16 protein-coding genes are annotated in these 23,929 nt (G+C 60.8%); all 16 read left to right on the top strand.

The features are described 5' to 3' along the window. The first annotated feature begins 28 nt into the window (after window positions 1-28). Window positions 29-217 carry a hypothetical protein gene (locus ACVI9W_RS05145; protein WP_096335684.1) on the top strand — a complete coding sequence of 63 codons (189 nt, stop codon included), beginning with the start codon at window positions 29-31 and terminating at the stop codon, window positions 215-217. A 190-nt stretch (window positions 218-407) separates the two neighbouring features. Continuing rightward, window positions 408-1,148 (top strand): flagellar basal body rod protein FlgF, encoded by a 741-nt coding sequence (locus ACVI9W_RS05140; protein WP_422416406.1) that lies wholly within the window; start codon window positions 408-410, stop codon window positions 1,146-1,148. 45 nt (window positions 1,149-1,193) lie between these two features. Beyond that, the gene (gene flgG / locus ACVI9W_RS05135; protein WP_157193521.1) at window positions 1,194-1,979 is read left to right on the top strand and encodes a flagellar basal-body rod protein FlgG; all 786 of its coding nucleotides are present in this window, start codon (window positions 1,194-1,196) and stop codon (window positions 1,977-1,979) included. A 54-nt stretch (window positions 1,980-2,033) separates the two neighbouring features. Further along, on the top strand, window positions 2,034-2,729 hold the full coding sequence (flgH, locus tag ACVI9W_RS05130) for a flagellar basal body L-ring protein FlgH (RefSeq protein ID WP_422416404.1): 696 nt from the start codon (window positions 2,034-2,036) through the stop codon (window positions 2,727-2,729). A 12-nt stretch (window positions 2,730-2,741) separates the two neighbouring features. Further along, window positions 2,742-3,851 (top strand): flagellar basal body P-ring protein FlgI, encoded by a 1,110-nt coding sequence (locus tag ACVI9W_RS05125; RefSeq protein WP_461529378.1) that lies wholly within the window; start codon window positions 2,742-2,744, stop codon window positions 3,849-3,851. A 10-nt stretch (window positions 3,852-3,861) separates the two neighbouring features. After that, complete coding sequence (flgJ, locus tag ACVI9W_RS05120; protein ID WP_461529377.1) at window positions 3,862-5,067, top strand: flagellar assembly peptidoglycan hydrolase FlgJ; 1,206 nt, start codon at window positions 3,862-3,864, stop codon at window positions 5,065-5,067. 10 nt (window positions 5,068-5,077) lie between these two features. Beyond that, window positions 5,078-7,114 carry a flagellar hook-associated protein FlgK gene (gene flgK, locus ACVI9W_RS05115; RefSeq protein WP_461529376.1) on the top strand — a complete coding sequence of 679 codons (2,037 nt, stop codon included), beginning with the start codon at window positions 5,078-5,080 and terminating at the stop codon, window positions 7,112-7,114. A 13-nt stretch (window positions 7,115-7,127) separates the two neighbouring features. After that, window positions 7,128-8,705 carry a flagellar hook-associated protein 3 gene (locus ACVI9W_RS05110; RefSeq protein ID WP_461529375.1) on the top strand — a complete coding sequence of 526 codons (1,578 nt, stop codon included), beginning with the start codon at window positions 7,128-7,130 and terminating at the stop codon, window positions 8,703-8,705. Between the two features lie 81 nt (window positions 8,706-8,786). Then, on the top strand, window positions 8,787-12,353 hold the full coding sequence (locus tag ACVI9W_RS05105; RefSeq protein ID WP_461529374.1) for a glycosyltransferase: 3,567 nt from the start codon (window positions 8,787-8,789) through the stop codon (window positions 12,351-12,353). Window positions 12,354-12,407: 54 nt separating this feature from the next. Further along, window positions 12,408-15,173: a glycosyltransferase family 2 protein gene (locus tag ACVI9W_RS05100; RefSeq protein ID WP_461529373.1), complete on the top strand. Its 2,766-nt coding sequence runs from the start codon at window positions 12,408-12,410 to the stop codon at window positions 15,171-15,173. Window positions 15,174-15,283: 110 nt separating this feature from the next. Continuing rightward, window positions 15,284-15,982: a WbqC family protein gene (locus tag ACVI9W_RS05095; protein ID WP_461529372.1), complete on the top strand. Its 699-nt coding sequence runs from the start codon at window positions 15,284-15,286 to the stop codon at window positions 15,980-15,982. Continuing rightward, the gene (locus tag ACVI9W_RS05090; RefSeq protein ID WP_038613387.1) at window positions 15,979-16,614 is read left to right on the top strand and encodes a class I SAM-dependent methyltransferase; all 636 of its coding nucleotides are present in this window, start codon (window positions 15,979-15,981) and stop codon (window positions 16,612-16,614) included. The genes ACVI9W_RS05095 and ACVI9W_RS05090 overlap by 4 nt, the downstream gene beginning before the upstream one ends. 36 nt (window positions 16,615-16,650) lie before the next feature. Continuing rightward, a complete protein-coding gene (locus tag ACVI9W_RS05085) occupies window positions 16,651-17,418 on the top strand; it encodes a dTDP-6-deoxy-L-hexose 3-O-methyltransferase (protein WP_461529371.1) in 768 nt (255 codons plus the stop codon). A 10-nt stretch (window positions 17,419-17,428) separates the two neighbouring features. Further along, window positions 17,429-18,808 (top strand): NAD(P)/FAD-dependent oxidoreductase, encoded by a 1,380-nt coding sequence (locus ACVI9W_RS05080; protein WP_461529370.1) that lies wholly within the window; start codon window positions 17,429-17,431, stop codon window positions 18,806-18,808. 24 nt (window positions 18,809-18,832) lie between these two features. Continuing rightward, on the top strand, window positions 18,833-19,987 hold the full coding sequence (gene rffA / locus ACVI9W_RS05075; RefSeq protein ID WP_461529369.1) for a dTDP-4-amino-4,6-dideoxygalactose transaminase: 1,155 nt from the start codon (window positions 18,833-18,835) through the stop codon (window positions 19,985-19,987). A gap of 47 nt (window positions 19,988-20,034) precedes the next feature. Next, window positions 20,035-23,577, top strand: a complete 3,543-nt coding sequence (locus ACVI9W_RS05070) for a glycosyltransferase (RefSeq protein WP_461529368.1) — start codon at window positions 20,035-20,037, stop codon at window positions 23,575-23,577. Window positions 23,578-23,929 lie beyond the last annotated feature (352 nt).

Raw genomic sequence — 23,929 nt, 5'->3', positions numbered from 1 at the left:
GGGGTCTGTCGTTTCAGAGGTATCGATCATGTTGCAACGATTGGCGTTAGCGGTGTTTGCGGTGTTGCTGATGACTCAGGTCAGGGCTGATGCCGCACCTTGGTATCGCTGGGAAAGCCAGGCAGATGGGCGCCTGGTCTGTGCCCAGTTTTCTCCGGGCGATGGCTGGAAGCGCTTCGCCGGTCCCTTCAATAACGCGGCGTGCCGCGACTACTGAGGCTTGCCGCTAGCGGCAAGCTGGCGCCGTAATTTCGACGGCGCTTCTCCCGGTTGCATACCTGTGCGGCGAACAAGTCCTTGTCTGGCGGGGCTTTTGGCCACTTCTGCAAAGTTGGTTTGAAACTTGCTTCAAGCACTGCAAAGCAGCGGCGAGCGGCAAGTGTTCGCCAGCGCAGGGGAGAAATACTGTGGACAAGATGCTGTACGTGGCCATGACCGGTGCCAGCCAGAACGCGCTGGCGCAGAAGGCGCATGCCAACAACCTGGCGAACATTTCCACTACCGGCTTTCAGCGTGACCTGGAACAGGCGCGCTCGATGCCGGTGTTTGGTGACAGCTTTCCGGCGCGCGCCTATGCCATGACCGAGCGCCCGGCGACGGATTTTTCGCCAGGCTCGATGCTGGAAACCGGGCGTGACCTGGACGTGGCCATTGGTGGTGACGGCTTTATCGCCGTGCAGGCGCCTGATGGCAGTGAAGCCTATGTGCGTACCGCGAGCATGAACATCGATGCCTTGGGTGTGCTGCGTGCCGCCAACGGTATGCCGATCATGGGTAACGGCGGGCCGATTGCCGTGCCGCCGGAGCAGAAAGTCGAGGTCGGTGAAGACGGCACCATCACCATCCGCGCCATGGGCGAGGGGCCACGGGTGATGGCCGAAGTTGACCGGATCAAGATGGTCAATCCCGACCTCAAGACCATGACCAAAGGCCTGGACGGTCTGATCCACACCACCACCGGCCAACCTGCGCCGGCCGATGCCAACGTCAAGCTGGTGTCGGGCTTCCTTGAGAACAGTAACGTCAATGCCGTCGAGGAAATGACCTCGGTGCTGGCGCTGTCTCGGCAATTCGAACTGCACATCAAGATGATGACCACGGCCAAAGAAGGCGACGAAGCCATGGCTCGGGTTTTGCAGATCGGCTAATCACACAGGCGTAGCGCCGGAATACAGGCGCGCGAGGAGAACGGCATGCTTCCAGCACTTTATGTCAGTAAAACCGGTCTGTCCGCACAGGACAAAAACCTGACCGTCATTTCCAACAACCTGGCCAACGTTTCGACCACTGGCTTTAAACGTGATCGTGCCGAGTTCCAGGACTTGCTCTACCAAACCCAGCGCCAGCCGGGTGCGCAATCGACCCAGGACAGCGAGCTGCCTTCGGGCCTGCAAACCGGTACCGGTGTGCGCATCGTCGGTACCCAGAAGAGCTTCATCGCCGGTAGCCTGCAGACCACTGAGAACCCGCTGGACATGGCGCTTGATGGTCGCGGTTTCTTCCAGATCCTGCAGCCCGATGGCACCGTCTCCTACACCCGTGACGGTACCTTCCACCTGAACTCCGACGGCCAGATCGTCACCGCCAGCGGTTTCGCCCTGGAGCCGGCGATCGTCGTGCCGCCTGAGGCGCAGACCTTCACTGTGGGTCGTGACGGCACCGTTTCGATCACCACCGCAGGCAACCCGGCGGCGCAGGTGATCGGCAACATCCAGACTGCCGACTTCATCAACCCGGCCGGCCTGCAGGCCACCGGTGGCAACCTGTTCCTGGAAACCGCCGCCAGCGGCGCGCCGCAAGTTGGCACTCCAGGCTTGAACGGTTTCGGTGTGGTCCAGCAGCAGACCCTGGAAAACTCCAACGTCAGCACCGTGGAAGAGCTGGTCAACATGATCACCACCCAGCGTGCCTACGAGATGAACTCCAAGGTCATTTCCACCGCCGACCAGATGCTCTCGTTCGTTACCCAGAACCTGTAAGTGAAGTCTTCGAGGTCGCTTTAACGGCGCCTGTTACACCGTGAGGTCAGAGTCATGAGTCGTTTGTTTTGCGTACTTGCCCTGAGTGGGGTCAGCGTGCTGGCCGGCTGCGTTGCGCCGACGCCCAAGCCCAATGATCCGTACTACGCGCCGGTATTGCCGCGTACGCCACTGCCGGCAGCGGCCAACAACGGCTCGATCTACCAGGCCGGTTTCGATCAGAACCTGTACAGCGACCGCAAGGCTTTCCGGGTCGGTGACATCATCACCATCACCCTCAACGAGCGGACCCAGGCGAGCAAGAACGCCAACTCGCAGATCGCCAAGAACAGCAAGGCCGATATCGCTCTGACTTCGTTGTTCGGCTCTTCGATGACCACCAACAACCCGTTCAGCGATGGCGATTTGAGCCTGAGCGCCGGGTACAGCGGTGATCGTGCAACCAAAGGCGACAGTAAAGCAGGGCAGGGCAACAGCCTGACCGGCTCGATCACTGTGACCGTTGCCGATGTGCTGCCCAACGGCATCATTGCCGTGCGTGGCGAGAAGTGGCTGACCCTCAACACCGGCGACGAGCTGGTGCGCATCGCCGGCATGATCCGCGCCGACGACATTGCCACCGACAACACCGTGCCTTCGACCCGGGTTGCCGATGCGCGCATCACCTACTCGGGAACCGGCTCGTTTGCCGATGCCAGCCAGCCGGGCTGGCTCGACCGTTTCTTCCTCAGCCCGCTTTGGCCTTTCTAGGTTCGGATGACCATGTTCAACTTCAAGCAGCTGATCACCGCCGCGCTTCTGATGTCCGTCGCGTACGCCGCACAGGCCGAACGCCTGAAGGACATCGCCAGCATTTCCGGCGTGCGTAGCAACCAGCTGATCGGCTACGGCCTGGTGGTGGGGCTCAATGGCACGGGTGACCAGACCACCCAGACGCCGTTCACCCTGCAGACCTTCAATAACATGCTGTCGCAGTTCGGCATCAAGGTGCCGGCAGGTTCGGGCAACGTGCAGCTGAAAAACGTCGCGGCGGTCTCGGTGCATGCCGACCTGCCGGCGTTCGCCAAGCCGGGGCAGGTAGTGGACATCACGGTGTCTTCGATCGGTAACTCCAAGAGCCTGCGCGGCGGCAGCTTGCTGATGACGCCGCTCAAGGGTATCGACGGCAACGTCTATGCGATCGCTCAGGGCAACCTGGTGGTTGGCGGCTTTGATGCCGAAGGCCGTGACGGCTCGAAGATCACCGTCAACGTACCGTCGGCGGGGCGCATTCCCGGCGGCGCTTCGGTAGAGCGTGCCGTGCCCAGCGGATTCAACCAGGGCAACAGCCTGACCCTGAACCTCAATCGTCCGGACTTCACCACCGCCAAGCGTATCGTCGACAAGGTCAACGAACTGCTTGGTCCGGGTGTGGCCCAGGCCCTGGACGGTGGTTCGGTGCGCGTTACCGCGCCGCTCGATCCGAGCCAGCGTGTCGATTACCTGTCGATTCTCGAGAACCTGGAAATCGATCCGGGCCAGGCGGTGGCCAAGGTCATCATCAACTCGCGTACCGGCACCATCGTTATCGGCCAGAACGTCAAAGTGTCGCCTGCGGCGGTCACCCACGGCAGCCTGACCGTGACCATCACCGAAGACCCGATCGTCAGCCAGCCGGGGCCGTTCTCCAATGGCCAGACCGCGGTGGTGCCGCGCTCGCGGGTCAATGCCGAGCAGGAAGCCAAGCCGATGTTCAAGTTCGGCCCGGGCACCACGCTGGATGAAATCGTCCGTGCGGTGAACCAGGTGGGGGCAGCCCCGAGTGACCTGATGGCAATCCTCGAAGCCCTGAAGCAGGCCGGTGCGCTTCAAGCCGACCTGATCGTGATCTGAGGACTGGCGCATGGATATGCCGAAAAACCCGATAGCCAACACGGCTGACAGCGGTGCCTATACCGACCTCAATCGACTCAGTTCGTTGAAGGTCGGCGACCGCGACAGCGACGCCAACCTGCGCAAAGTGGCCCAGGAATTCGAATCGCTGTTTCTCAACGAGATGCTCAAGTCGATGCGTTCGGCCAGCGATGTGCTGGCCAAGGACAATCCGCTCAACACCGAAACCACCAAGCAGTACCAGCAGATGTACGACCAGCAGTTGGCGGTGAGTATGTCCCGCGAAGGCGGCGGTATCGGTCTGCAGGAGGTGCTGATGCGTCAGCTGTCCAAGCAGAAAGCTGCGTCGGCGGCGAGCAGCAGCAGTCCGTTCCCGCGCTTCGATATCCAGGCGCGGCCACTGGGCGCGACAGCAGTCGGCGTGCCTGAGCGGCCACAGGAAACTGCGGTCACCCGCAACGATGTGGCGGCGCTCAACTCCCGTCGTCTGGCGTTGCCGGGCAAGCTCACCGATCGCTTGCTGGCGGGCCTGGTACCGGCGGCCGGGGCTGTACCTGCCACCACCAACACGGCGCCGATTCCCGGGCGTTCGACCCTGGCTGGCGACGCCGTGGTCAAAGGTGACTGGCAACCGGCGCAAGCTTTTGCCGCGCCAGGCAACCTGCGCATTTACGGTCGCGCCATGGCCCAGCCGCCGTTGGCGCCGGCCAAGCGTGCCTTCAGTTCTTCGGATGACTTTGTCGCCACCATGCTGCCGATGGCCGAGCAGGCCGCCAAGCGCATCGGTGTCGATCCGCGTTACCTGGTGGCACAGGCCGCGCTGGAAACCGGTTGGGGCAAGTCGGTCATGCGTCAGGCCGATGGCCGCAGCAGTCACAACCTGTTTGGCATCAAGGCCACCGGCAACTGGCAGGGCGAACAGGCGCGGGCGATCACCAGCGAGTTTCGCGATGGTCAGTTCGTCAAGGAGACGGCGGCGTTCCGTTCCTACGATTCCTATCAGGACAGTTTCCATGACCTGGTGAGCCTGTTGCAGAACAACGCTCGCTATAAAGAAGCGGTCAAGGCTGCCGATAAACCGGAACAGTTTGTACGCGAGCTGCAACGGGCCGGTTATGCAACCGACCCGGATTACGCGAGCAAGATCTCGCAGATCGCCAGGCAAATGAAATCCTACGAAAGCTACGCAGCGATTGGCACCACTACGCAACTATAAGGTTTGAACCATGGCGAGTTTGATCAACATCGGAATGTCGGGGCTCGGCGCTAGTCAGGCAGGCCTGCACACCACGGGTAACAACATTACCAATGCCGATGTCGCTGGTTATTCGCGCCAGCAGAACGTGCAGCGGGCCAACGGTTCGCAGCAGAATGGCAATGTGTTCATCGGCACCGGTACGACCCTGTCCGATGTGCGCCGGGTGTACAACGCCTACCTGGAAAACCAGTTGCGTACCACCACCTCGCTGAACAGCGATGCGGCGGCTTACCTCAATCAGGTCGCGCCGCTCGACAGCATGCTGTCCGATGCCGACACTGGCATTACCGGCGCCTTGAAGAGCTTCTTCACCGCCATGCAGAGCGCGGCGGCCAAGCCCAATGAAGATGCTTCGCGCCAGTTGCTGCTGACCAGTGCGCAATCGCTGAGCAAGCGCTTCAACACCATCGCCAACCAGCTCAACGAGCAGAACAGCAACATCAACGGCAACCTGTCGTCGATGGCCGAGCAGGTCAACAAGCTGTCGGCAACCATTGCCCAGTACAACGACCAGATCTCGCAGATGCAGGGCACCCCGAACGACCTGCTCGACCAGCGCAACGAAGCGGTGCGTCAGTTGTCCGAGCTGGTCGGTACCCAGGTGGTCGAACGTGAAGGCAACCTGGATATCTATCTGGAGAACGGCCAGCCGCTGGTGATGGGCAAAACCATCAACACCCTGCAGACCGTGCCGAGCAAGAACGACCCGACCCGGGTCAGCATCCAGCTCAACCGTGGCACCACGGTGATGGACGTCACTTCCAGCCTCAACGGCGGCGAGATCGGCGGCCTGCTGCGTTATCGCAGTGAAGTGCTCGACCCGTCGCTCAATGAACTGGGGCGCGTGGCGCTGGTCATGGCTGACCAGATCAACCGTCAGCTGGCCCAGGGTATCGACAAGAACGGCGAGTTCGGTGCCGCGCTGTTCAACAACATCAACAGCCCTGAACTGATCAGCCAGCGCAGCATCGCCAAAGCCGGCAACACCGGCAACGGCATGCTCGATGTGGTTATCAAGGACACCGGCAAGCTGAGTACCAGCGACTACCAGGTGACCTTCACCAGCGCCACCGGCTACAGCGTCAAGAAGCTGCCGGAAGGTACCGACATGGGCACCTTCGATATCAACGATGATCCGCCCAAGGTAATCGACGGTTTCACCCTCAAGCTCAATAGTGGTGGCATGAGCGCCGGTGACAGCTTCAAGATCACCCCGACCCGCAATGCGGCGAGCAACCTCGACACCGTCCTCACCGATCCCAAGCGCCTGGCGCTGGCCTCGCCATTGACCGCTACCAGCGGCTCGGGCAACAAGGGCACCGGCATCATCGGTCAGCCTGATCTGACCTCGTCGCTGGATATCTACGATCCGGCCCAACGCCTGGATCTGCAGAACGGCCTGAAGTATTCGACGCCGGTCAAGCTGGTGTTCGGTGATGACAAAACCACGCCGCAGACCTACAAACTGCTCGACGCCAAGGGTGACCCGCTGGGCTCCGGCACCATTATTCCAGGCCAGGCCAACAAGCTGCAGTTCTCGGTGCCGATGGTCGACTCCACCGGAGCGCCGATCAACGATGCCAACGGTGTCCAGAAGACCTTCACCTTCGAGATGGAAGTGTCCGGAGCGCCCAAGGAAGGTGACAACTACACCGTATCGCTGACTGGTCCTGGCTCGGACAACAACCGTAACGGCCAGGCGGTGATCGACCTGCAAACCAAGGGTACGGTTGAAGTCGGTGCCAACGGCAAGGGCATCAGCCTCACCGACGCCTACGGCAAACTGGTGGAGAACGTCGGCGGCAAGACTGCCCAGGCACAGATGGACGTGGATTCGACCACGGCCCTGCACACCTCGGCCAAGGCTTCGCGCGATTCGCTGTCGGGCGTCCAGCTCGATGAAGAAGCCGGCAACCTGATCAAGTACCAGCAGTACTACACGGCCTCGTCGCAGATCATCAAAGCGGCGCAGGAAATCTTCTCCACGCTGATCAATGCCCTTTAAGGAGTGGTAGACCGTGCGTATTTCTACTTCCCAGTTCTACCAGACCAGTGCTTCGAACTACTCGAACAACTTCTCCAATCTGGTCAAGACCGGTCAGCAGGCCAGTGACAACATTCGTGTGCGCACGGCTGCCGATGATCCGGTAGGGGCTGCGCGCTTGCTGCAACTGCAGCAGCAGAGCAATCTGCTCGATCAGTACAATGGCAACATCACCAGTGTGCGCAACAGCCTGGCGACCTCCGAGTCGACCCTGACCTCCATCACCAACGTGCTGGCGCGGGTCAAGGAGCTGGCGATCAGTTCCGGTAGCGGTGGTTTTACCGATGCCGATCGCAAGGCCAACGCCCAAGAGTTGAGTCAGCTCGAAGAGCAGCTCTACAGCCTGATGAACAGCCGTGACGAGAACGGCAAGTACATTTTCTCCGGCTCGCGTGGCGACACCCCGCCCTACGTGCGCAACGCTGACGGTACTTACAGCTACCAGGGCGATCAAAGCACCCTGAGCCTGCAGGTCGGCGACATGCTCAGCATGGCCACCAACGACAGCGGTTACAGCGTCTTCGAGCAAGCACTCAATACCAGCCGCAGCCAGACCTCGCTCACCGCGCCAACCCCGGACGATGGTCGTGTGCGCCTTTCCGATGGCCAGCTCACCGGCAGTACGGTGTACAACGACCGTTTCCGCAGCGGCGAACCCTATACCATCACGTTCACCAGCAGCACCCAATTCAAGATCACCGATGCCAATAACAACGATGTCACGCTGGAGGCAACGGGGGGCGGTACCCTCGATCCGAATGCCCCGGCTGGCAGTATCGGTTTCCGTGGTGTCGACATGCGCCTGGACATCAACCTCCAGCCCGGCGACAGCGCCGACCCGGATGCAGCCATCGCGGGCCATACCTTCAACCTGGCTTCCAAGCCTGACTCGATCAGTGGCTCGCGCAGCCCGGGCAACCCGTCGTCATCGCAAATGACCGGCGCCAACATCGTCGATCCTGCTGCTTACCACGATGCCTTTCCGGGTAGTGGCGCGATCATCAAGTTCACCAGCGATACCGCCTATGAAGTCTATGCCCAGCCTATGGGGCCGGATGCCCGCCCCGTTGCCACCGGCAGCTTGACGGGTAGCAAAGCCACCATTGCCGGTGTCGAATTTGACTTCACCGCTGCGCCAAATGAGCCAAAGAGCGGCGATCAGTTTTCGGTCAAGGTCGACACCCACCAGACTCAAAACATCCTCGATACCATCTCGCAGTTCCGCAAGGCGCTGGAGATGCCGGTGGATAACGATCTTGCCTCGAAGCAGAAGTACCAGGCAGCGTTGGACTCGGCGATCGGTAACCTGGAAAGTGGTGCCAACAAGGTTGCCGAATCCATCAGCTCGATCGGTGCCCGAGGCGCAGCGCTGGATGTGCAGGCAGACACAAACGAAAGCCTGAAAATGGCCAATACCCAGACCCAGGGCTCAATCCGCGATGCAGATCCTGCCGAGGTGCTGATGCGTTTGAACCTGCAGCAGACGATGTTGCAAGCCTCGCAGCTGGCGTTTTCCAAGATCTCTTCGCTGAGCCTGTTCAACCGGCTCTGAACCCTTCCTTCGCGTTAATGGTTCGTGCGCCTGCTTTACCCAGTAGGGTGGGCGCATAGATCTTCTTCAAGGTTTTCCTCGGTGAACGAACAGCCCCTTGTCAGCATCGCCATTCCAGCTTTCAATGCCGAATTTTTCCGCAGCACGTTAGCCAGCGCGATTGCCCAGGACTACCCGAATCTGGAGATCGTTGTTTGCGACGACAGCCCGGGTGCAGAGATCGAGGCGATCTGCGAGGAGTTGCGCAAGGACTCAGCGGTGCCCGTGCACTATGTGCGCAACCCCGAACGTCTGGGCTTTGCCCGTAACCTCCAGGCCTGTCTGATGAACGCGTCCGGGGAACTGATCAAGTTCCTCTGCGACGACGATATCCTGTTCAGCAGTTGCATCAGCCAGCAAGCCAGGGTCATGAGCGACTGGGCGCACGTCAGCATGGTCACCAGCCTGCGCTTGCTATGTGCTGCCGACGACGTTTTGCTGCCTTCGCGCGCGCTCAACTTCATCTTGTCGACGCAGAGTGCTGTGTTCAATGGCACCGATCTGCTGGAGAGCATTGCCGACAATGCGGTCAACCTGTTTGGCGGGATCAGCCACGCCCTGTTTCGTCGGGCGCAAGTGGCGGACTACCTGGCAACCCTGGTTCAGGAAGGGCAGGGTTTTGTCGCGCGCCTGGACATGGCCTTGTACGCCTGTCTGCTGCGGCGTGGTCAGTTGTGCAGCCTCAATCAGGTACTGAGCCTGGAGCGTGTTTACCCCGGCAGACTGAGTCACCAGAGCGGCATGACCGAAGCGTTCAAAGTCGAGACCGAGTGGCTGCTGCAGATGCTGGAGGCGCGTACCGGTGAGGCCGCTCCGGCCAACGGTTGGGTGCGTTATCTTCCGTTGTCGGCCTACAACGGCAGTGCGCAACAGGTCTGGAAGGAGCTTGATCTGCGGCTCAGTTTTTCCGCGCAGATGGCTAACTTCAATCAGCAGGTCGGCAGCAATAGTCTCAGTTTTTCCGAGCTATACGCTGAATGGCTGGAGTGCCGCACGCTGTCGGCGGGACAACTGCGTCTGTTGCCCAAACGTATCGAGCAGTGGGCAAGCCAGCCACGGATTGTTCCGGTGATTATCTGCGACGACGATGAAGCCGCGTTGCGCGTAACCCTCGACAGCCTGGCAATACAGTCCTATGCCGCCCAGCGCATTGTTGTCCTCGGCCCGGCATCGCTCCTGGGAGCGGTCAATACAGAGGTGCAGTACCTGGTCCGCTCGGGTACCGGTTTTGTCCAGCTCAACCAGTGGCTGGACAATGACCACCAGGCTGACTGGTTCTTTCTCCTGCGTGCTGGCGACCGTCTGCATGCGCACGCCCTGGTGATCATGGCCGAGCGTATGGCGCTGCGTACTGACAGCCTGTGCCTGTACACCGATGAAGGCGCCAATGACAACCTTGCGCCTTCGCAGCCGATTTTCAAACCGGACTTCAACCTCGACCTGATGCGTAGCCTGCCCTATGTCGGTCGCATGTTGGCCTTCAAAGGTAATGCGGTGCGTGCGCTGGGCGGCTTCGATGATGGCTTCGACAGCCTGGCTGCACATGACCTGCTCTGGCGCATGGTCGAGGCCCATGGCCTGCAAGTGGTGGAGCACATCGCCGAAGTGCTGGTGCAGAGTCAATGCAGTTTTGCCGATTGGTTGAGCGAGCCGAGCGGTCATGCCCAGGCATCACGTGTGGTGCAGGCGCACTTGCAGCGCTTGGGGGTAAGCGCGCAAGTGACTGGCATCGACGGCAGCATGATGAGCCGGGTGACCTACCAGCATGAGTGGGCGGCGAGTGTGTCGATACTGATCTATGCCGGGGCAGACCTGTCGGCATTGATCCGTTGTGTCGAATCGCTGCTTGAGCATACTGCGTATGGCAACTTTGAAGTGCTGTTGGTCGTTGATGATGACGCGCCCGCCGAGATTCGTGAGTGGTTGGCTGCGATGGCCGGGCTGGGCAGTGAGCAACTGCGCGTTATTGCGGTTGCAGCCCAGGGCCAGGCCGCGAGCCTGAACCAGGCCAGCCTCGAGGCCCGTGGCGATTACCTGCTATTGCTCGATTGCGGTTGTCTGCTGTTCGACAGCCAGTGGCTTCACGAGTTGATGCATCAGGCCCAGCGTCCGGAAGTCGGTCTGGTTGGCCCGAAGTTGCTCGACAGCAAGGGTGAGGTGGTTTCGGCTGGTTTGGCGTTGGGCCTGGGAGGCGCTGCTTGTAGTTCATTCCTCGGCTGCGCGGCGACTACAGGCGGTTACATGAGCCGACTGAGCCTGGTGCAGAACTGGAGCGCGCTGAGCCTCGACTGCCTATTGGTCCGCAGTGAGCTGTTCAAAGAGCTGCAGGGGCTGGATACCGCCACCTTGCAGAGTGCCTTGTTCGATGCCGATCTGTGTCTACGGGCGCACGAACTGGGCTACCTGGTGGTTTGGACACCGTTCTCGAGAGTTGCCAGGCAGCCCATTGCCGACAATGGGTTGACGGTGAACGGCGAAGCGGACCAGGCGGCGTTTCTTCAACGCTGGCTGGCCCGAGTCGCCCTGGACCCTGCCTACAATCGCAATCTCAGCCTGAAGCTGGCGAATTTCAATTTTGAACCGGGCCTGCGCAGCGGTTGGGATCCATTTATCGCGCGGGCCATGCCATCGGTGCTGGGGTTGCCGGGTAACACCACGGCAGTAGGGCATTACCGGGTTATCCAGCCCTTCACCGAGCTGGAACTTGGTGGCTGGATTCAAGGCCGGCTCGATTACACCTCTCCAGGCCTGATCGAGCTGGAACGGGAAAAGCCCGATGTGGTGATCCTGCAGTGTCGTTACGGCTGGGGGAGCGTCGAGGACATTGCCCAGTACAAGCGCTTTTCCAGCGCGCGACGGATTTACGAGCTCGACGACTACGTCATCGATCCGCCGAAGAAGAACGACCATGCGCGCAATATGCCGAGCAATATGCGCGAACTGGTCGGTCAGGCCATTGCTCTGTGTGACCGCGTAGTGGTTTCCACCGAGCCGTTGGCCGATGCCTTGTCGAGCATGCACAGCGATATCCGTGTGGTGCCCAATATGCTCGCCGCCGAGCTGTGGACCGGCCTTTTCAGCCAGCGCCAGAGCAGCGCGCGGCCACGGGTGGGCTGGGCGGGTGGTACTAGTCACCGGGGTGACCTGGAACTGCTGCTGGATGTGGTCAAGACGCTGGCGGACGAGGTCGACTGGGTATTCTTTGGTATGTGCCCGGACGTGTTGCGCCCCTATGTGAAGGAGTTCCATCCGGGCATTTCTTTTGCTCAGTATCCTCGCAAACTGGCCAGCCTCAACCTCGACCTGGCCCTGGCACCGCTCGAACAGAACCTGTTCAACGACTGCAAGAGCAACCTGAGGTTGTTGGAGTACGGCGCCTGCGGCTTCCCGGTGATCTGTACCGACACCAAGGCCTATGCCGGCTATCTGCCCTGCACGCGAGTACGCGAGAACACCACCGAGCAGTGGCTGGAGGCAATTCGCATGCATCTTGGCGATCCGCTGGCGAGTTACCGCCAGGGTGATGCCCTGCGCGAAGCCGTGTTGCGCGACTTTGTGCTCAATGAACACCATCTGCAGCATTGGGCGAACGCCTGGCTGGCTGACTGAACCTTGGCGCCCGGCGCGGCCGGATGCTGAAACGATAACTTGAACAGGTGCACTATGATCGAAATCGCAACTGGGTCGCGCAGTGATGTGACCGTTGTCCTGCTGGGACATGAGCAGGCGGATCACCGTGTCCGTGCGCTGCATTACTATGACCAGGCCGGCGTCCCTTGCCTGCCACTGGAGTCGCTGCTTGCGGCCACGCCGGCCGAGCTGTGCCGCGAGCGTCTGGCGCAGGCGCTGGCGCAAGTCACCACACCTTTCGTGACCCTGGCCCTGGATGCCGATTTCGTCCTCGCGGCGTCACTGGACAGCGCTGCGGCGTGCCTGCATCAGCAGTCCCAGGCCGTGGCGGTACAAGGCTATGCCCTGGCCTATGCCCCGGGTAACGCGCAAGTGGCTTATCACAAGATTGGCTCGCCGTTTGCGCCACTGGCTGAAGAGGGCGCGGCTGCCCGTCTGAAGCAGTATGCTCTGGCGGGTCAGCAGGCCTGGCGCGCGGTGTTGCGTGTCGAGGCCTTGCAGCAGGCGCTGGCTATCGTGCCGGGGGAGCTGGACTTTGCCGGCTTGCGCGTGGCCTTGTCCTGCGCCGTGCTGGCTCAGGGAGAGATCGCTCACCTTGAACAGACCGATGTGATCTGTGAGTACGTGCCTTGCACACTGACGCCGGTGATTCGCGAAGAGCACCTGAATCAGGTGGTGCGCACGCTGCGCCAATGGGACGCTGCTCATCAGGGGCTGTGCGCCGACGAAGCGGGGATCGTGCTGCTCAATCGATTCGTTCGCGGTACCTATGACCAAGGCGAGGAGCCGCTGCTGTTCACGTCCCCGTGGAACAGTGTTGTCGATGATCCTGAGCGTGCTTTCGAGCCGCGCCAGTATGTTGAGCTGCCGTATTACAACAGTGCCTTGTTCAATCAGCTGACAGCACTGGAGTTTCTCTGCCATGCCTGGCCGACTGGCCAGAAACACCAGCAGGCCCTGGAAGGAATCTGGGTACGCCAGCGCGATCTGATGCAGGAACATCCCAATGATGTCGCAGAGAGCTTGAAACAACGCTATTGGCAAGCGCTGGCATTGGGTCTGTTCAACCTGGACGTCTGCCAGCAACTGATGCCGATGTTGAACGACGATGACGATATCGATCACGCTCGTGAACTGGAGAACTGGCTCCAGCGCCTTGAGCAGGTGCCGGGTATCGACATGCAGGCAAGGCTGCGTGCCACTCCTTCCGGCCAGGTGCTCGATGCCATCGCTGCGGCCACGCCGGATCAGGCGGGACGCCAGCGCGTAATGGCGCATCTGGCCAAGCACCCGGCCCCGCAAATCGCCTTTGTGGTTGTGGACCTTGAGGATGACGATCAGGCACTGCAAGCCACGTTTGACAGCCTGTTGGCCAGTGGCGTGCGCAACTTCAAGCTGGTGGTGCTCAAAGGCGGCAATCCACCGACGATCACCACGGCGCGCGACACCCTGCACTTCATTCGGGTGACTGAAAGCAACTGGGTGACTCACCTGAACCAGGTCGTACGCCAACTGCCAAGCGAATGGTTGCTGCTGCTGCAGGCCGGTGACGTGTTGCTTGCCGGTGGATTGCAGCGCTTGTCGGTGGAGCTTGGCGAGGCACCTGCATGTCAGGCCATCGCTGCCAACGAAGTCCAGCGTGATACCGAGGGGCGCCTGCTCAGCGTGGTGCGTCCAGGGGGCAATCTGGACCTGCTGCGCAGCCAGCCGGGCTTGATGTCCCGGCATTGGCTGGTGCGTCGCCAGGCCGTGCTCGATCTGGGTGGTTACAGCGAGACTCATCGCCAGGCCCTTGAGCTTGACCTGTTGCTGCGTCTGGTGGAGGAGCAGGGGCAGGGCAGCCTGGCCCATATGGACGATTATCTGGTCATCGGCCAGCAGGCCTCGCCAGCGTTGGTCACAGAGGCGCAGGCGATTCTCAACCGGCACCTGACGCAACTGGGTTATCGCAGCCAGATCAGCAATCAGGGAGCGTCCGGCCTGGTTATCGATTTCCGTCATTCGGCCACGCCGCTGGTCAGCATTCTGTTGGCGTTCGAAGGGGACTCGGCGCAGCTCCAGGCTAGCCTGACCGCAGTGCTGCAGCGTACCCGCTATCCACGCTACGAAGTGCTGGTGGCGTGTGCCAGTGATGTGCTTGAAGCCGAGGTCAGCGCATCCCAGGCTTTTGCCGGGCGCATCCGCTGGCTGGGCGTTGAGCCAGGTGCATCGCGTGGCGAGTTGCTGAATCTGGCGGCCAGTCAGGCCCGTGGTGACTATCTGGTGCTGCTGTCAGAGCGCTGCCAGGTGATCACTCCGGCGTGGATCGAGGCCTTGCTCAATGAGGCGCAGCGTCCGGAGGTCGGTGTCGTCGGCGCATGCCTGCACGCGACTGACGGCACACTGGCCCATGCGGGCTATGAGTTGCTCGCCGATCCACAGGTGTATGCGCCATGGCAAGGGCTGCCGCTTGAGGTGGGTGCCAGGCACAGCTGGTCGCTGTCGGTGCGCAGCTGCCCGGCGGTGTCCGGCGATTGCCTGATGGTGCGCAAGGAGCTGTTCGAGCATTTTGGCGGGCTGCAGGCAGCCGCTGGCGCAGATATCGACCTGTGCCTGGCGGTGGCTGAAACGGGGCTGATGGTGGTCTGGACACCTCGTTCGCAATTGCTCGTCAGTGCCGTGGCAACCCCGGACGCCAGCCTCAGTCAGGCGTTGGCAGCCCGGTGGCCGACGGCGTTCAACGCACGAGTGCAGTTCGGTGGCGGCAATGACGTGGATGCCTCGCGTTCACAGCTGCAATGGCTCGCGCAGTTGGGATAGCTGGCGCGGGAATTGCAAAAGCCGGGTCCAGTACCCGGCTTTTTCATGTCTGGTGGCGATTTATTGACAGGCCAGTGACTCGGTTTTGCGTTGCGCACGTGAGGTTCAGGATGCAAAAGAAAGTAGCTGTGGTGCAGTCGAACTACATCCCCTGGAAGGGATACTTCGATCTGATTCGCAGCGTCGATGCGTTCATCTTGTATGACGATGTCCAGTACACCCGGCGGGACTGGCGCAATCGCAACAAGATCAAGACTGCCCAGGGCGAGCATTGGTTGAGTGTCCCGGTGAAGAACCGTGGGCGATACGAGCAGTTGATCAATGAAGTGCAGGTCAGTGAACCGGACTGGGCAGCCAAACACTGGAAGACCATCGAGATGAGCTACCGGCGAGCGGCTTGCTTTACCCAGATGGAGGCACCGATTCGCGCCCTCTACGAGCAGGCTGCCAGCATCGAGAGTCTTTCTCGCATCAATGAGCTGTTCATCAGCGGCCTGTGCGCGTTGCTCGATATTCACACGCCGCTGTATCGCTCCGAGGACCTGGGGCGCAGCGAGGGTAAGAATGAACGGCTGATCCAGCTATGTCAGGCCCTGGATGCCACCGAGTATCTTTCGGGGCCTGCGGCCAGCTGCTATCTGGACGAAGCGGCCTTTGCCACTGCCGGGCTCGAAGTGTCGTACATGAGTTATGCCGGCTATCCCGAGTACCCACAGTTGTTCGGCGAGTTTCAACATGCCGTCAGTGTCATCGACTTGTTGTTCAACACGGGCAGCGATGCGTCAACTTTTCTGGAGCGACGTTCATGAGCACGGACATCATGCAAGATGTGGCGGATTACTACTCATCGCGAATCCGTGCACATGGTGCCACCCCCGAAGGGGTCGACTGGAACGGCAGCGCATCGCAGCAACTGCGGTTTGCCCAGTTGCTAAAACTGGTGCCTGCCAAAGAACAGCAGGAAGGGTTCAGCCTGATCGATGTCGGGTGTGGCTACGGTGCGCTGCTGACGTGGTTGCGTGAGCATGGCCTGGCGGTCGATTACCATGGGTACGACCTGTCGGAACAGATGATCGCGGCAGCCCGCCAACAGCATCCGGCCAACGACGCGGTGCGCTTCGAGGTGGCCGAAAGTGCCCCATGGCAGGCGGATTACGCGGTGGCCAGTGGCATTTTCAATGTCTGCCAGGATACCCCGCGTGCAACCTGGGAGGCATATATCGCCGACGTGCTGCGCACCATGGATGCCTGCAGTCGCAAGGGCTTCGCCTTCAACTGTCTGACCTCTTATTCAGACCCTCCTTTCATGCGTGATTACCTCTATTACGGTGATCCCTGCTTCTACTTTGATCTGTGCAAAAGAAACTACTCCAGAGAGGTGGCACTCTTGCATGATTATGGTTTGTACGAGTTCACCTTGCTTGTGCGCAAGGCTTCTTGACGACCTGTCCGACCACTCTGTCTCTTGGCGAATACTATGCTCAAAAGCGGTTCCACCTCCGTCACACAGTCCAGCGATAGCCAGCTCGAAGCCCGTGAGCAGCTCTGGCAGGCTTTCCACAACGCGCCTCTGGATGATGCCGAAAAAGAGCGCAATCTCGGCTTGTTCATCCGCTCCGCATCGTTAGCGCGGATGCTGGCGGTTTCCGATCTTTATCGTGAGATTGTCCGGTTGCCTGGCTCGGTACTGGACTTCGGTACGTGGCGTGGGCAGAACGCCGTGCTCTGTGAAAATCTTCGCGCGATCTTTGAACCGTTCAACAAACAGCGCCGGATCGCGGCGTTCGATACCTTTGCCGGCTACAAATCCCATACCGGCGACGGACAGGTTGCCAACGCGCATTTCCAGGACGGTTGCTATGACACTGGCAATGGCTATGCGGATTACCTGCGTCACTTGCTGACCCTCCATGAAGGCATCAATGCTTTGCCTCAAGTACCAGGCGGGCATCAGGTGGTGGAAGGGGATATCAAGGACACCTTGCCGCAGTTCATCGAGCAGCAACGCAACCTGCTGGTGGCCCTCGCTTTCTTCGACATGAATCTGGAGGGGCCGACCCGATTTGCCCTGGAGCAGATTTTGCCACGCTGCGTGCCTGGCGCATTGCTGGTGTTCTTCCAGTTGCAGCGCGACTTCCTGCCGGGCGAGGGCTATGCCTATGTCGCCGAGATTCTGGGGAAGGTGCGTCACGAGATCAAACGCTCGGAAACCTACCCGTCACTGTGCATCGTCAAGCTGCTGTAAGGAGCGCCCCATGTTTCTGATTGTTGGCAATGGAATGGTTGCCCTGGCTATCGCCGCAGGCCTGTCGCGTAGTGTTCCAGGTGAGCGCATCCAGGTGGTTGGACCGGCTACACGTCCTTATAGCGCTTCCATGGCCGCCGCGGCCATGCTCAACTCCTTCGCCGAGCTCGAGCCGGGCGCACTCGATCAACCGCGTGACCGTCTGAAGTTCGAGTTGAGCCAGGCATCAGCCCGTCTGTGGGGGAGCTTTGTCGAAGAGTTCGAGATTCCCGCCGAGTACTATCGCCTGGGTACCGTGCTGGTGAATAACAACGCCTCCAACAGCTTCGAGGATGCCGCGTTCGATGCGATCGCCGGATACCTTGACGAATTCGCCGAGCCGTACGAACGTGTCGACCCGCACCTTGAACCCGCCTATGTGCCAGGGGCGAACTATCGCACGCGTCAGGCGCTGTTCCTGCCGCGCGAAGGCGTGCTTAATCCGGATGGTGTGATCCATGCGCTGCAGGCAACGCTGGAAAGACGCGGTGTGCGTTTTGTCGACGGCGTGGTGAAATCGCTGGACAAGGTCAATGGTCGTACTCGTGGCGTGACCCTGGAAGACGGGCGCGTGCTGAGCGGGGAGCGTGTCGTGCTGGCCAATGGCAGTATGGCGACGCGATTGTGGGACGAGGAAGGCTGCATTCGGGTGGTCAATGGTGTCGGCGCGACCGTGGTGTTGAAGAACCCCGGCATCAAGGGGCGCTACGTACTGCGTACTCCCAACCGTGGCGGCGCCTGTGGCATCTACCATGCGCCCTATCAGGACGACCAGTTCGTCGTTGGGGCCACCAACCTGGTAACCACCGCCGACGAACACTTCCCGCGGGCAGAGTCGGTGGCGGCGCTGATCAACGGTGCGATCAATCAGGTCAACCACCTGCACCGCACCAGTGGGTTCATCCGCTACAACTTCGGCTACCGCCCGCTGAGCCTTGATGGCTACCCGGTCATCGGCCAGCTTAACGACAACACTTTCATTGCCTCCGGCACCCGCAGGGATGGCTACCATTTTGCACCATGGCTGGCTGACAACCTGGCTGCATTGCTGCTGGACAAGTCTGTTTCGGCGCAGGCCAAAGACTATTTCCACTTCACCCGACCGCAGCGCAGTGCATGGCTAGATCAGTCGGTGGAGGCATGCTGTCGCAAGTATGCAGCGGTCAAATGCTCGGCGTTGTCGCAGCATGGCTTTGATGCCGGTCATACCGATGCTGACCAGGCGGTGGAGCATTACTACTACCAGCGTGCACGTGCCTTCTTCGACAAGCATGGGCTCGAGCAGACCGTTCAGGTGGATTTCCTGGACGCGCTGTTGGGTGGTTACCTTTCCCTCTCGGACTTTGCCTGAAGCCAGAACGCCGGAGTCACGAATGTGAGCAAGCAGATCATTCCTTTCAATAAGCCTTTTGTCGTTGGCAAAGAGCTGTTCTATATCGCGCAGGCGGTGATGAATGGCGGTATCGCTGGCGATGGGCAATTCACGCGCTTATGCCAGGAATGGCTGGAGGTCAACCTGGGATGCCCCAAGGCACTGTTGACGCATTCGTGCACGGCGGCCCTGGAGATGGCGGCGATCCTGGCGGATATCGGGCCGGGCGATGAAGTCATCATGCCGTCTTTCACCTTCGTATCCACGGCAAACGCCTTTGTCCTGCGCGGCGCAGTCCCGGTCTTTGTGGATGTACGCAAGGATACGCTGAACCTGGACGAGCGCCTGGTGGAGGCGGCAATCACCGAGAAGACCAAGGCGATCGTCGCGGTGCATTACGCGGGCCAGCCTTGTGACATGGATGCCCTGCTACGCCTGTGCGACAAGCACGGGCTGATCCTCATCGAGGACGCCGCCCAGGCGATCCTTGCCCGGGAGAAAACCCGTGCACTGGGGACCTTGGGCCATCTGGGTTGCCTGAGTTTTCACGAAACGAAAAACGTGATCAGTGGTGAGGGTGGGGCTCTGCTCATCAACGACCCCAGGTTAATCGAGCGGGCTGAAATCATCTGGCAGAAAGGCACCAACCGCAAAGCTTTTTCCCGCGGGGAAGTGAGCAAGTACACCTGGGTCGACGTGGGTTCCTCATTCCTGCCCAGCGAGCTGACGGCTGCTTTCCTGTATGCCCAGCTGGAGCAGGGGGAAAGTATCAACACTCATCGCCGCTCGTTGTACGAGTCCTATTACCATCAGCTTGCGTCCCTTGAAGCGGACGGCTATTTCACCTTGCCCCGTGCCCAGGGCGGCAAGCCGGCCAATGCGCATATCTTCTATCTGCTGATGCGCAGTAACAAAGAGCGCGGTGAACTGATTGAGTTTCTCCGCGAACGGGGCATTTATGCCGTGTTCCATTACGTCCCCCTGCATGACTCCCCTGCCGGATTGCGTTACTCGCGCAGTGTCGGTGACTTGCCCGTCACGCAGGAGGTTTCTGCATGCCTGGTGCGCCTGCCGCTTTATTCCGACATGAGTAGCCGCCAGGTTGCTCAGGTGTGCGCAGCCATCTTCCAATTCTTCGCAGGTGCTCGGGAGGCGTGACTGCCTTAGGCTCGCGATTGTTCAGCTGATTTCTGGAGTTTCACCCCATGTCGAATTCCGTGCAGGTTGGCGCGGGCCTGGAGCAGGCCATGAAGCGTCTCCGATTGATGTATGCCCGGCCGGAGCACCCGTACTACATCATGGCGCCGGATTACCGGGAGACCTCATCGGGGATCGCCTCGCTCCATTACCTCTGCCATCTGCTCAACCTGAATGGACGAGAGGCGTACATCTGCGGCGGCAAGGTGGTGAACCCGGAGCTGAAGACGCCGTTGCTTGACGACGAGGCCAGGCAGCGTCACGAGCTTGCAGGTCGGGTGCCGATTGCGGTCTATCCGGAAGTTGCCGCGGGCAATCCGTTCAACTGTTCGGTCGTGGCGCGTTTCCTGCTGAACTTCGAGGGGTTCATCTCTGGCCGGGGCATGGAGGCTGCGCCCAGCGATCTGCTGTTCTACTCGGGCAAATTGATTGCCGAAGATCATGGCCACCCGGACGGTGATTTGCTGTGCCTGCCGACAATCGACGTTGACCTGTTCTGTGCCGGGCAGCCGCACAGTCAGCGTGAAGGCCGTTACCTCTACCAGAATCGCTTTCCTCTCGACACCATTGACTACTCGATACTGCCGGCGGATGTTCGTCTGCTGAGCATGGCCAAAGCCCTGACACTGCCAGAGCTGGCGCAACTGCTCCGACGGGCAGAGGTGATGTACACCCATGAGTGGTCGATGACTTGCGTAATTGCGGTGCTCTGCGGATGCCCGGTCATCTTCATCCCCGGGCACGGCATCGATCAGGCGTTTCTCGATGCCAGCTTCGTCGGCAGCGCTGGTTTTGCCATGCTGGACCGCGACGATGCGCTGATCCATGCCCAGGCCGGCCTGGATGGCGCGTTGCAACGCTATGTCGAGCGAACGGCGCCGTTCTGGAGCCAGCTGGACGTTTTCATCACCAAGACCCAGGCATCCGCCCGTCGTGAGGCTGTGGGCAATCAGCTGGGCGTGCGGGACTGGCTGCGGCAACGTTATCCACAGCCGCAGCAGATGCGGTTGATCGAAGACCGGCTGGCGGATGCAACTGATGCGCGCTTTGTTGTGCTGGTGGTCGACCACGGTGACCCCGTGGCGCTGGCGCTCACCCTGGACAGCCTCGATCGTGGCCTGTACCCGGGTGTGCAGGTTTGCGTGTTGGGGCAGGAGAATCCAGGACTGCGTGCCGTCCAATGGGTGCAGTGCGATCCAGCAGGGCCGGTCCTTGCGATCGATGCCTGTCTGCGTGGGCACACCGGCGACTGGTTCATGTTGGTGAACGCCGGCAGCGAATTCACCGCCAGCGGCTTGTTGCTGACGGCACTGGAGTTGACCCGGGTTCCCATGGACTGCCTGGCTGTCTATGCGGATGAAGCCCTGTGCCAAGCGCAGGGAGTGGTCGATACCGCATTGCGCCCCGACCTGAATCTGGACATGTTGCTGGCCTTCCCAGGCTACCTGTCGCGGCATTGGTTGTACCGATGCGATGCCTGGCGCCAGCTTGGGGGCTTCAATCAGGCGGGTGGCCGGGCGTTCGAACTTGATTTCCAACTGCGCTTGATCAGCGAGCGGGGGCTGGGGTGCGTCGGTCACGTTAGCGAGCCGTTGTTGATCGGCAATGCCCTGCAGTTGCAGGCATGTGCCGACGAGTGCGCGGTCATCGAAGCGCATTTGCAAGGCCGTGGATATACCGCTGCTCAAGCGCTGCCGTTGGCGGCAGCGCCGGGTCGTTACCGTATCGACTATGCACACCAGCAGCAGGCTTCGGTCAGCATCGTCATCTTCCTCGAAGGACAGCTGCTGCACTTCCAGCGCTGCCTGGAGAGCTTGATGGCGCAGACAACCTTTGCCGACTATGAGGTGTTGCTGATTGAGCCGGGCAGTAATGATCCCGTGTTGCTGGATTGGCTTGCGATGGTCGGGCGGATGGGGGAAGGGCGCTTCAACATCCTGCGCTTCGAGCCCGGTTACACGCGTGCGGCCATGTGCAACGCGGCAGTGGAGGAGGCCCGGGGTGAATACCTGCTGTGGCTGGATGCCGGCAGCGCCGTGCTCGATGGCGAATGGCTGCAGGCGTTGCTCAACCATGCGCAGCGCCCGGAAGTGGGTGCCGTTGGTTGCAAGCTGGTGACCCGCGACAGTGCTGTTCGCCAGGCGGCCCTGGTATTGGGGCTGGGTGGCGGGGTTGGGCGCGCCTTCGAAGGCCGCTCCGCGCAGGACTCCGGTTACATGGGGCGTCTTGGGCTGGAACAGGATTGTTCGGCTGTCGGTGGCGAATGCCTCATGGTGCGCCGCTCGCTATTCATTGAGTCCGGTGGCTTCGACATTGATCCTCTGTTTTCTCGCTGGGTGGCTGTGGACCTGTGCCTCAGGCTGCTTCAGGCCGGTTACCTGAATGTCTGGACGCCCCACGCCCGGCTTTTGCTGGACGCCTCGGAGGACGAGCCGGCCAGCGCCGATCAGGAGGATGCACTGTATGCGCGCTGGTTGCCGCAGCTGGCACGTGACCCAGCGTACAACGTCAACTTCTCGCTGAGTGCGGGCGAGGAGTTTGCCGTCCAGGGGGGCGATATGAGCTGGCGACCATTGCGGGGGATGGTACCGACCGTGCTTGCCTGCGCGGCCGATCAGGACGGCGCGGTAAGTTCGCGCCTGCTGGGGCCTATGGAGGCCTTGCGCGACGCAGGGCGTATCGAAGGTGCGGTGATCGCTGGAGTGCTGTCGCCGATGGAGATAGAACGCTACAACCCTTCAAGCATCGTGCTGCAGCGTCCACTGGATGATTCGGGGTTGTTGGCGTTGCGTCGCCTGCGTGCTTTTTCGCAGGCATTCAAGGTCTATGATCTGGATCGTTATCTGCAGGGCATCGGCGATGGTCAGGTGCGTTCTGCCGAGGATCTGGAGCAGCGTATCCGGTTCGGGGTGATGCAGGCTGACAGGGTGTTGGTTGCCACGGCAGCGCTGGCCGAGCTGGTGCGGGACCAGCACGATGATGTACGGCTGCTCGAGAACGTCCTGCCCCCCTCGTGGGGGCGTTTGCAGGGGGCTCGGCGCGCGGGGGAGAAGCCGCGTGTGGGATGGTTGGGCTGCCATGATGCGTACTTGCTCGCCGAGGTTGTGCCGATGCTGGCGGGTGAAGTCGACTGGGTGGTTCTGGGCGATTGCCCTGCCGCCTTGCGGCCGTACCTGGCAGAGCATCACGCAGCTGTGGAGCCGCATTGCCTGGGTGTCGATTTGGCGGCCCTGAATCTGGACATTGCCCTGGTACCCATGGCTGAAAACCTGGTCAATGCGTGCTCCGGCGATATGCGCGTGCTTCAGCATGCGGCTTGCGGTCAGGCGGTCATCTGTAGTCGGGTTGCAGGCTTTGCCGGCGGCGATGCCTTGCCGTTGTCGCGGGTGAACAATCAGACCGCCGACTGGGTCCGGGCGATCCGCCTGCACCTGGAGGACCTTGGTGCTTCTGCGGCCCTGGGCGATTCCCTGCAGGCGATCGTGCGTAGTGAATGGTTGCTGGAAGGGCAAAGGCTGGAGGGCTGGCGACGCGCCTGGCTGGCTGATTGATCACCAGCGCATTTTCACCGCGCAAGCTCTGCGGTTCCGCGACAATCGGTCGTTTCTCCATGACTTGAACGATCGAACCCGGCAGGTGGTACAGGTATCCTCGATAGGTGTAGCAGACCTTCATTGAGGTGTCCTGTATCGTTTCAGGGGTAATCCCCTGATCAACCTTGAATACGCAAGATATGCGCCCAAACCCAGTGGTGCGTCGGCCGGTACATTGAATGATGGCGTCTGGCCGGTTGGCCGGGGTGATTTTTGGGTCCGCAGACATGCGGTGCAAGATTGCGTGACTTGGCAGTCGAAACGTGCATCTCTAATCTGTTGAGTCAGCGGGCAGCCACGTCGACGCGCC

Source organism: Pseudomonas sp. 210_17 TE3656, assembly GCF_054821965.1.
This window is presented reverse-complemented; position numbering and strand designations above follow the sequence as displayed.

Excerpts from the sequence above, each read along its gene's own strand:
- ACVI9W_RS05145 (WP_096335684.1), top strand. The coding sequence starts at position 29 with ATGTTGCAACGATTGGCGTTAGCGGTGTTTGCGGTGTTGCTGATGACT.
- flgG (WP_157193521.1), top strand. The coding sequence starts at position 1,194 with ATGCTTCCAGCACTTTATGTCAGTAAAACCGGTCTGTCCGCACAGGAC.
- flgH (WP_422416404.1), top strand. The coding sequence starts at position 2,034 with ATGAGTCGTTTGTTTTGCGTACTTGCCCTGAGTGGGGTCAGCGTGCTG.
- ACVI9W_RS05125 (WP_461529378.1), top strand. The coding sequence starts at position 2,742 with ATGTTCAACTTCAAGCAGCTGATCACCGCCGCGCTTCTGATGTCCGTC.
- flgJ (WP_461529377.1), top strand. The coding sequence starts at position 3,862 with ATGGATATGCCGAAAAACCCGATAGCCAACACGGCTGACAGCGGTGCC.
- flgK (WP_461529376.1), top strand. The coding sequence starts at position 5,078 with ATGGCGAGTTTGATCAACATCGGAATGTCGGGGCTCGGCGCTAGTCAG.
- ACVI9W_RS05100 (WP_461529373.1), top strand. The coding sequence starts at position 12,408 with ATGATCGAAATCGCAACTGGGTCGCGCAGTGATGTGACCGTTGTCCTG.
- ACVI9W_RS05095 (WP_461529372.1), top strand. The coding sequence starts at position 15,284 with ATGCAAAAGAAAGTAGCTGTGGTGCAGTCGAACTACATCCCCTGGAAG.
- ACVI9W_RS05090 (WP_038613387.1), top strand. The coding sequence starts at position 15,979 with ATGAGCACGGACATCATGCAAGATGTGGCGGATTACTACTCATCGCGA.
- ACVI9W_RS05085 (WP_461529371.1), top strand. The coding sequence starts at position 16,651 with ATGCTCAAAAGCGGTTCCACCTCCGTCACACAGTCCAGCGATAGCCAG.
- ACVI9W_RS05080 (WP_461529370.1), top strand. The coding sequence starts at position 17,429 with ATGTTTCTGATTGTTGGCAATGGAATGGTTGCCCTGGCTATCGCCGCA.
- ACVI9W_RS05070 (WP_461529368.1), top strand. The coding sequence starts at position 20,035 with ATGTCGAATTCCGTGCAGGTTGGCGCGGGCCTGGAGCAGGCCATGAAG.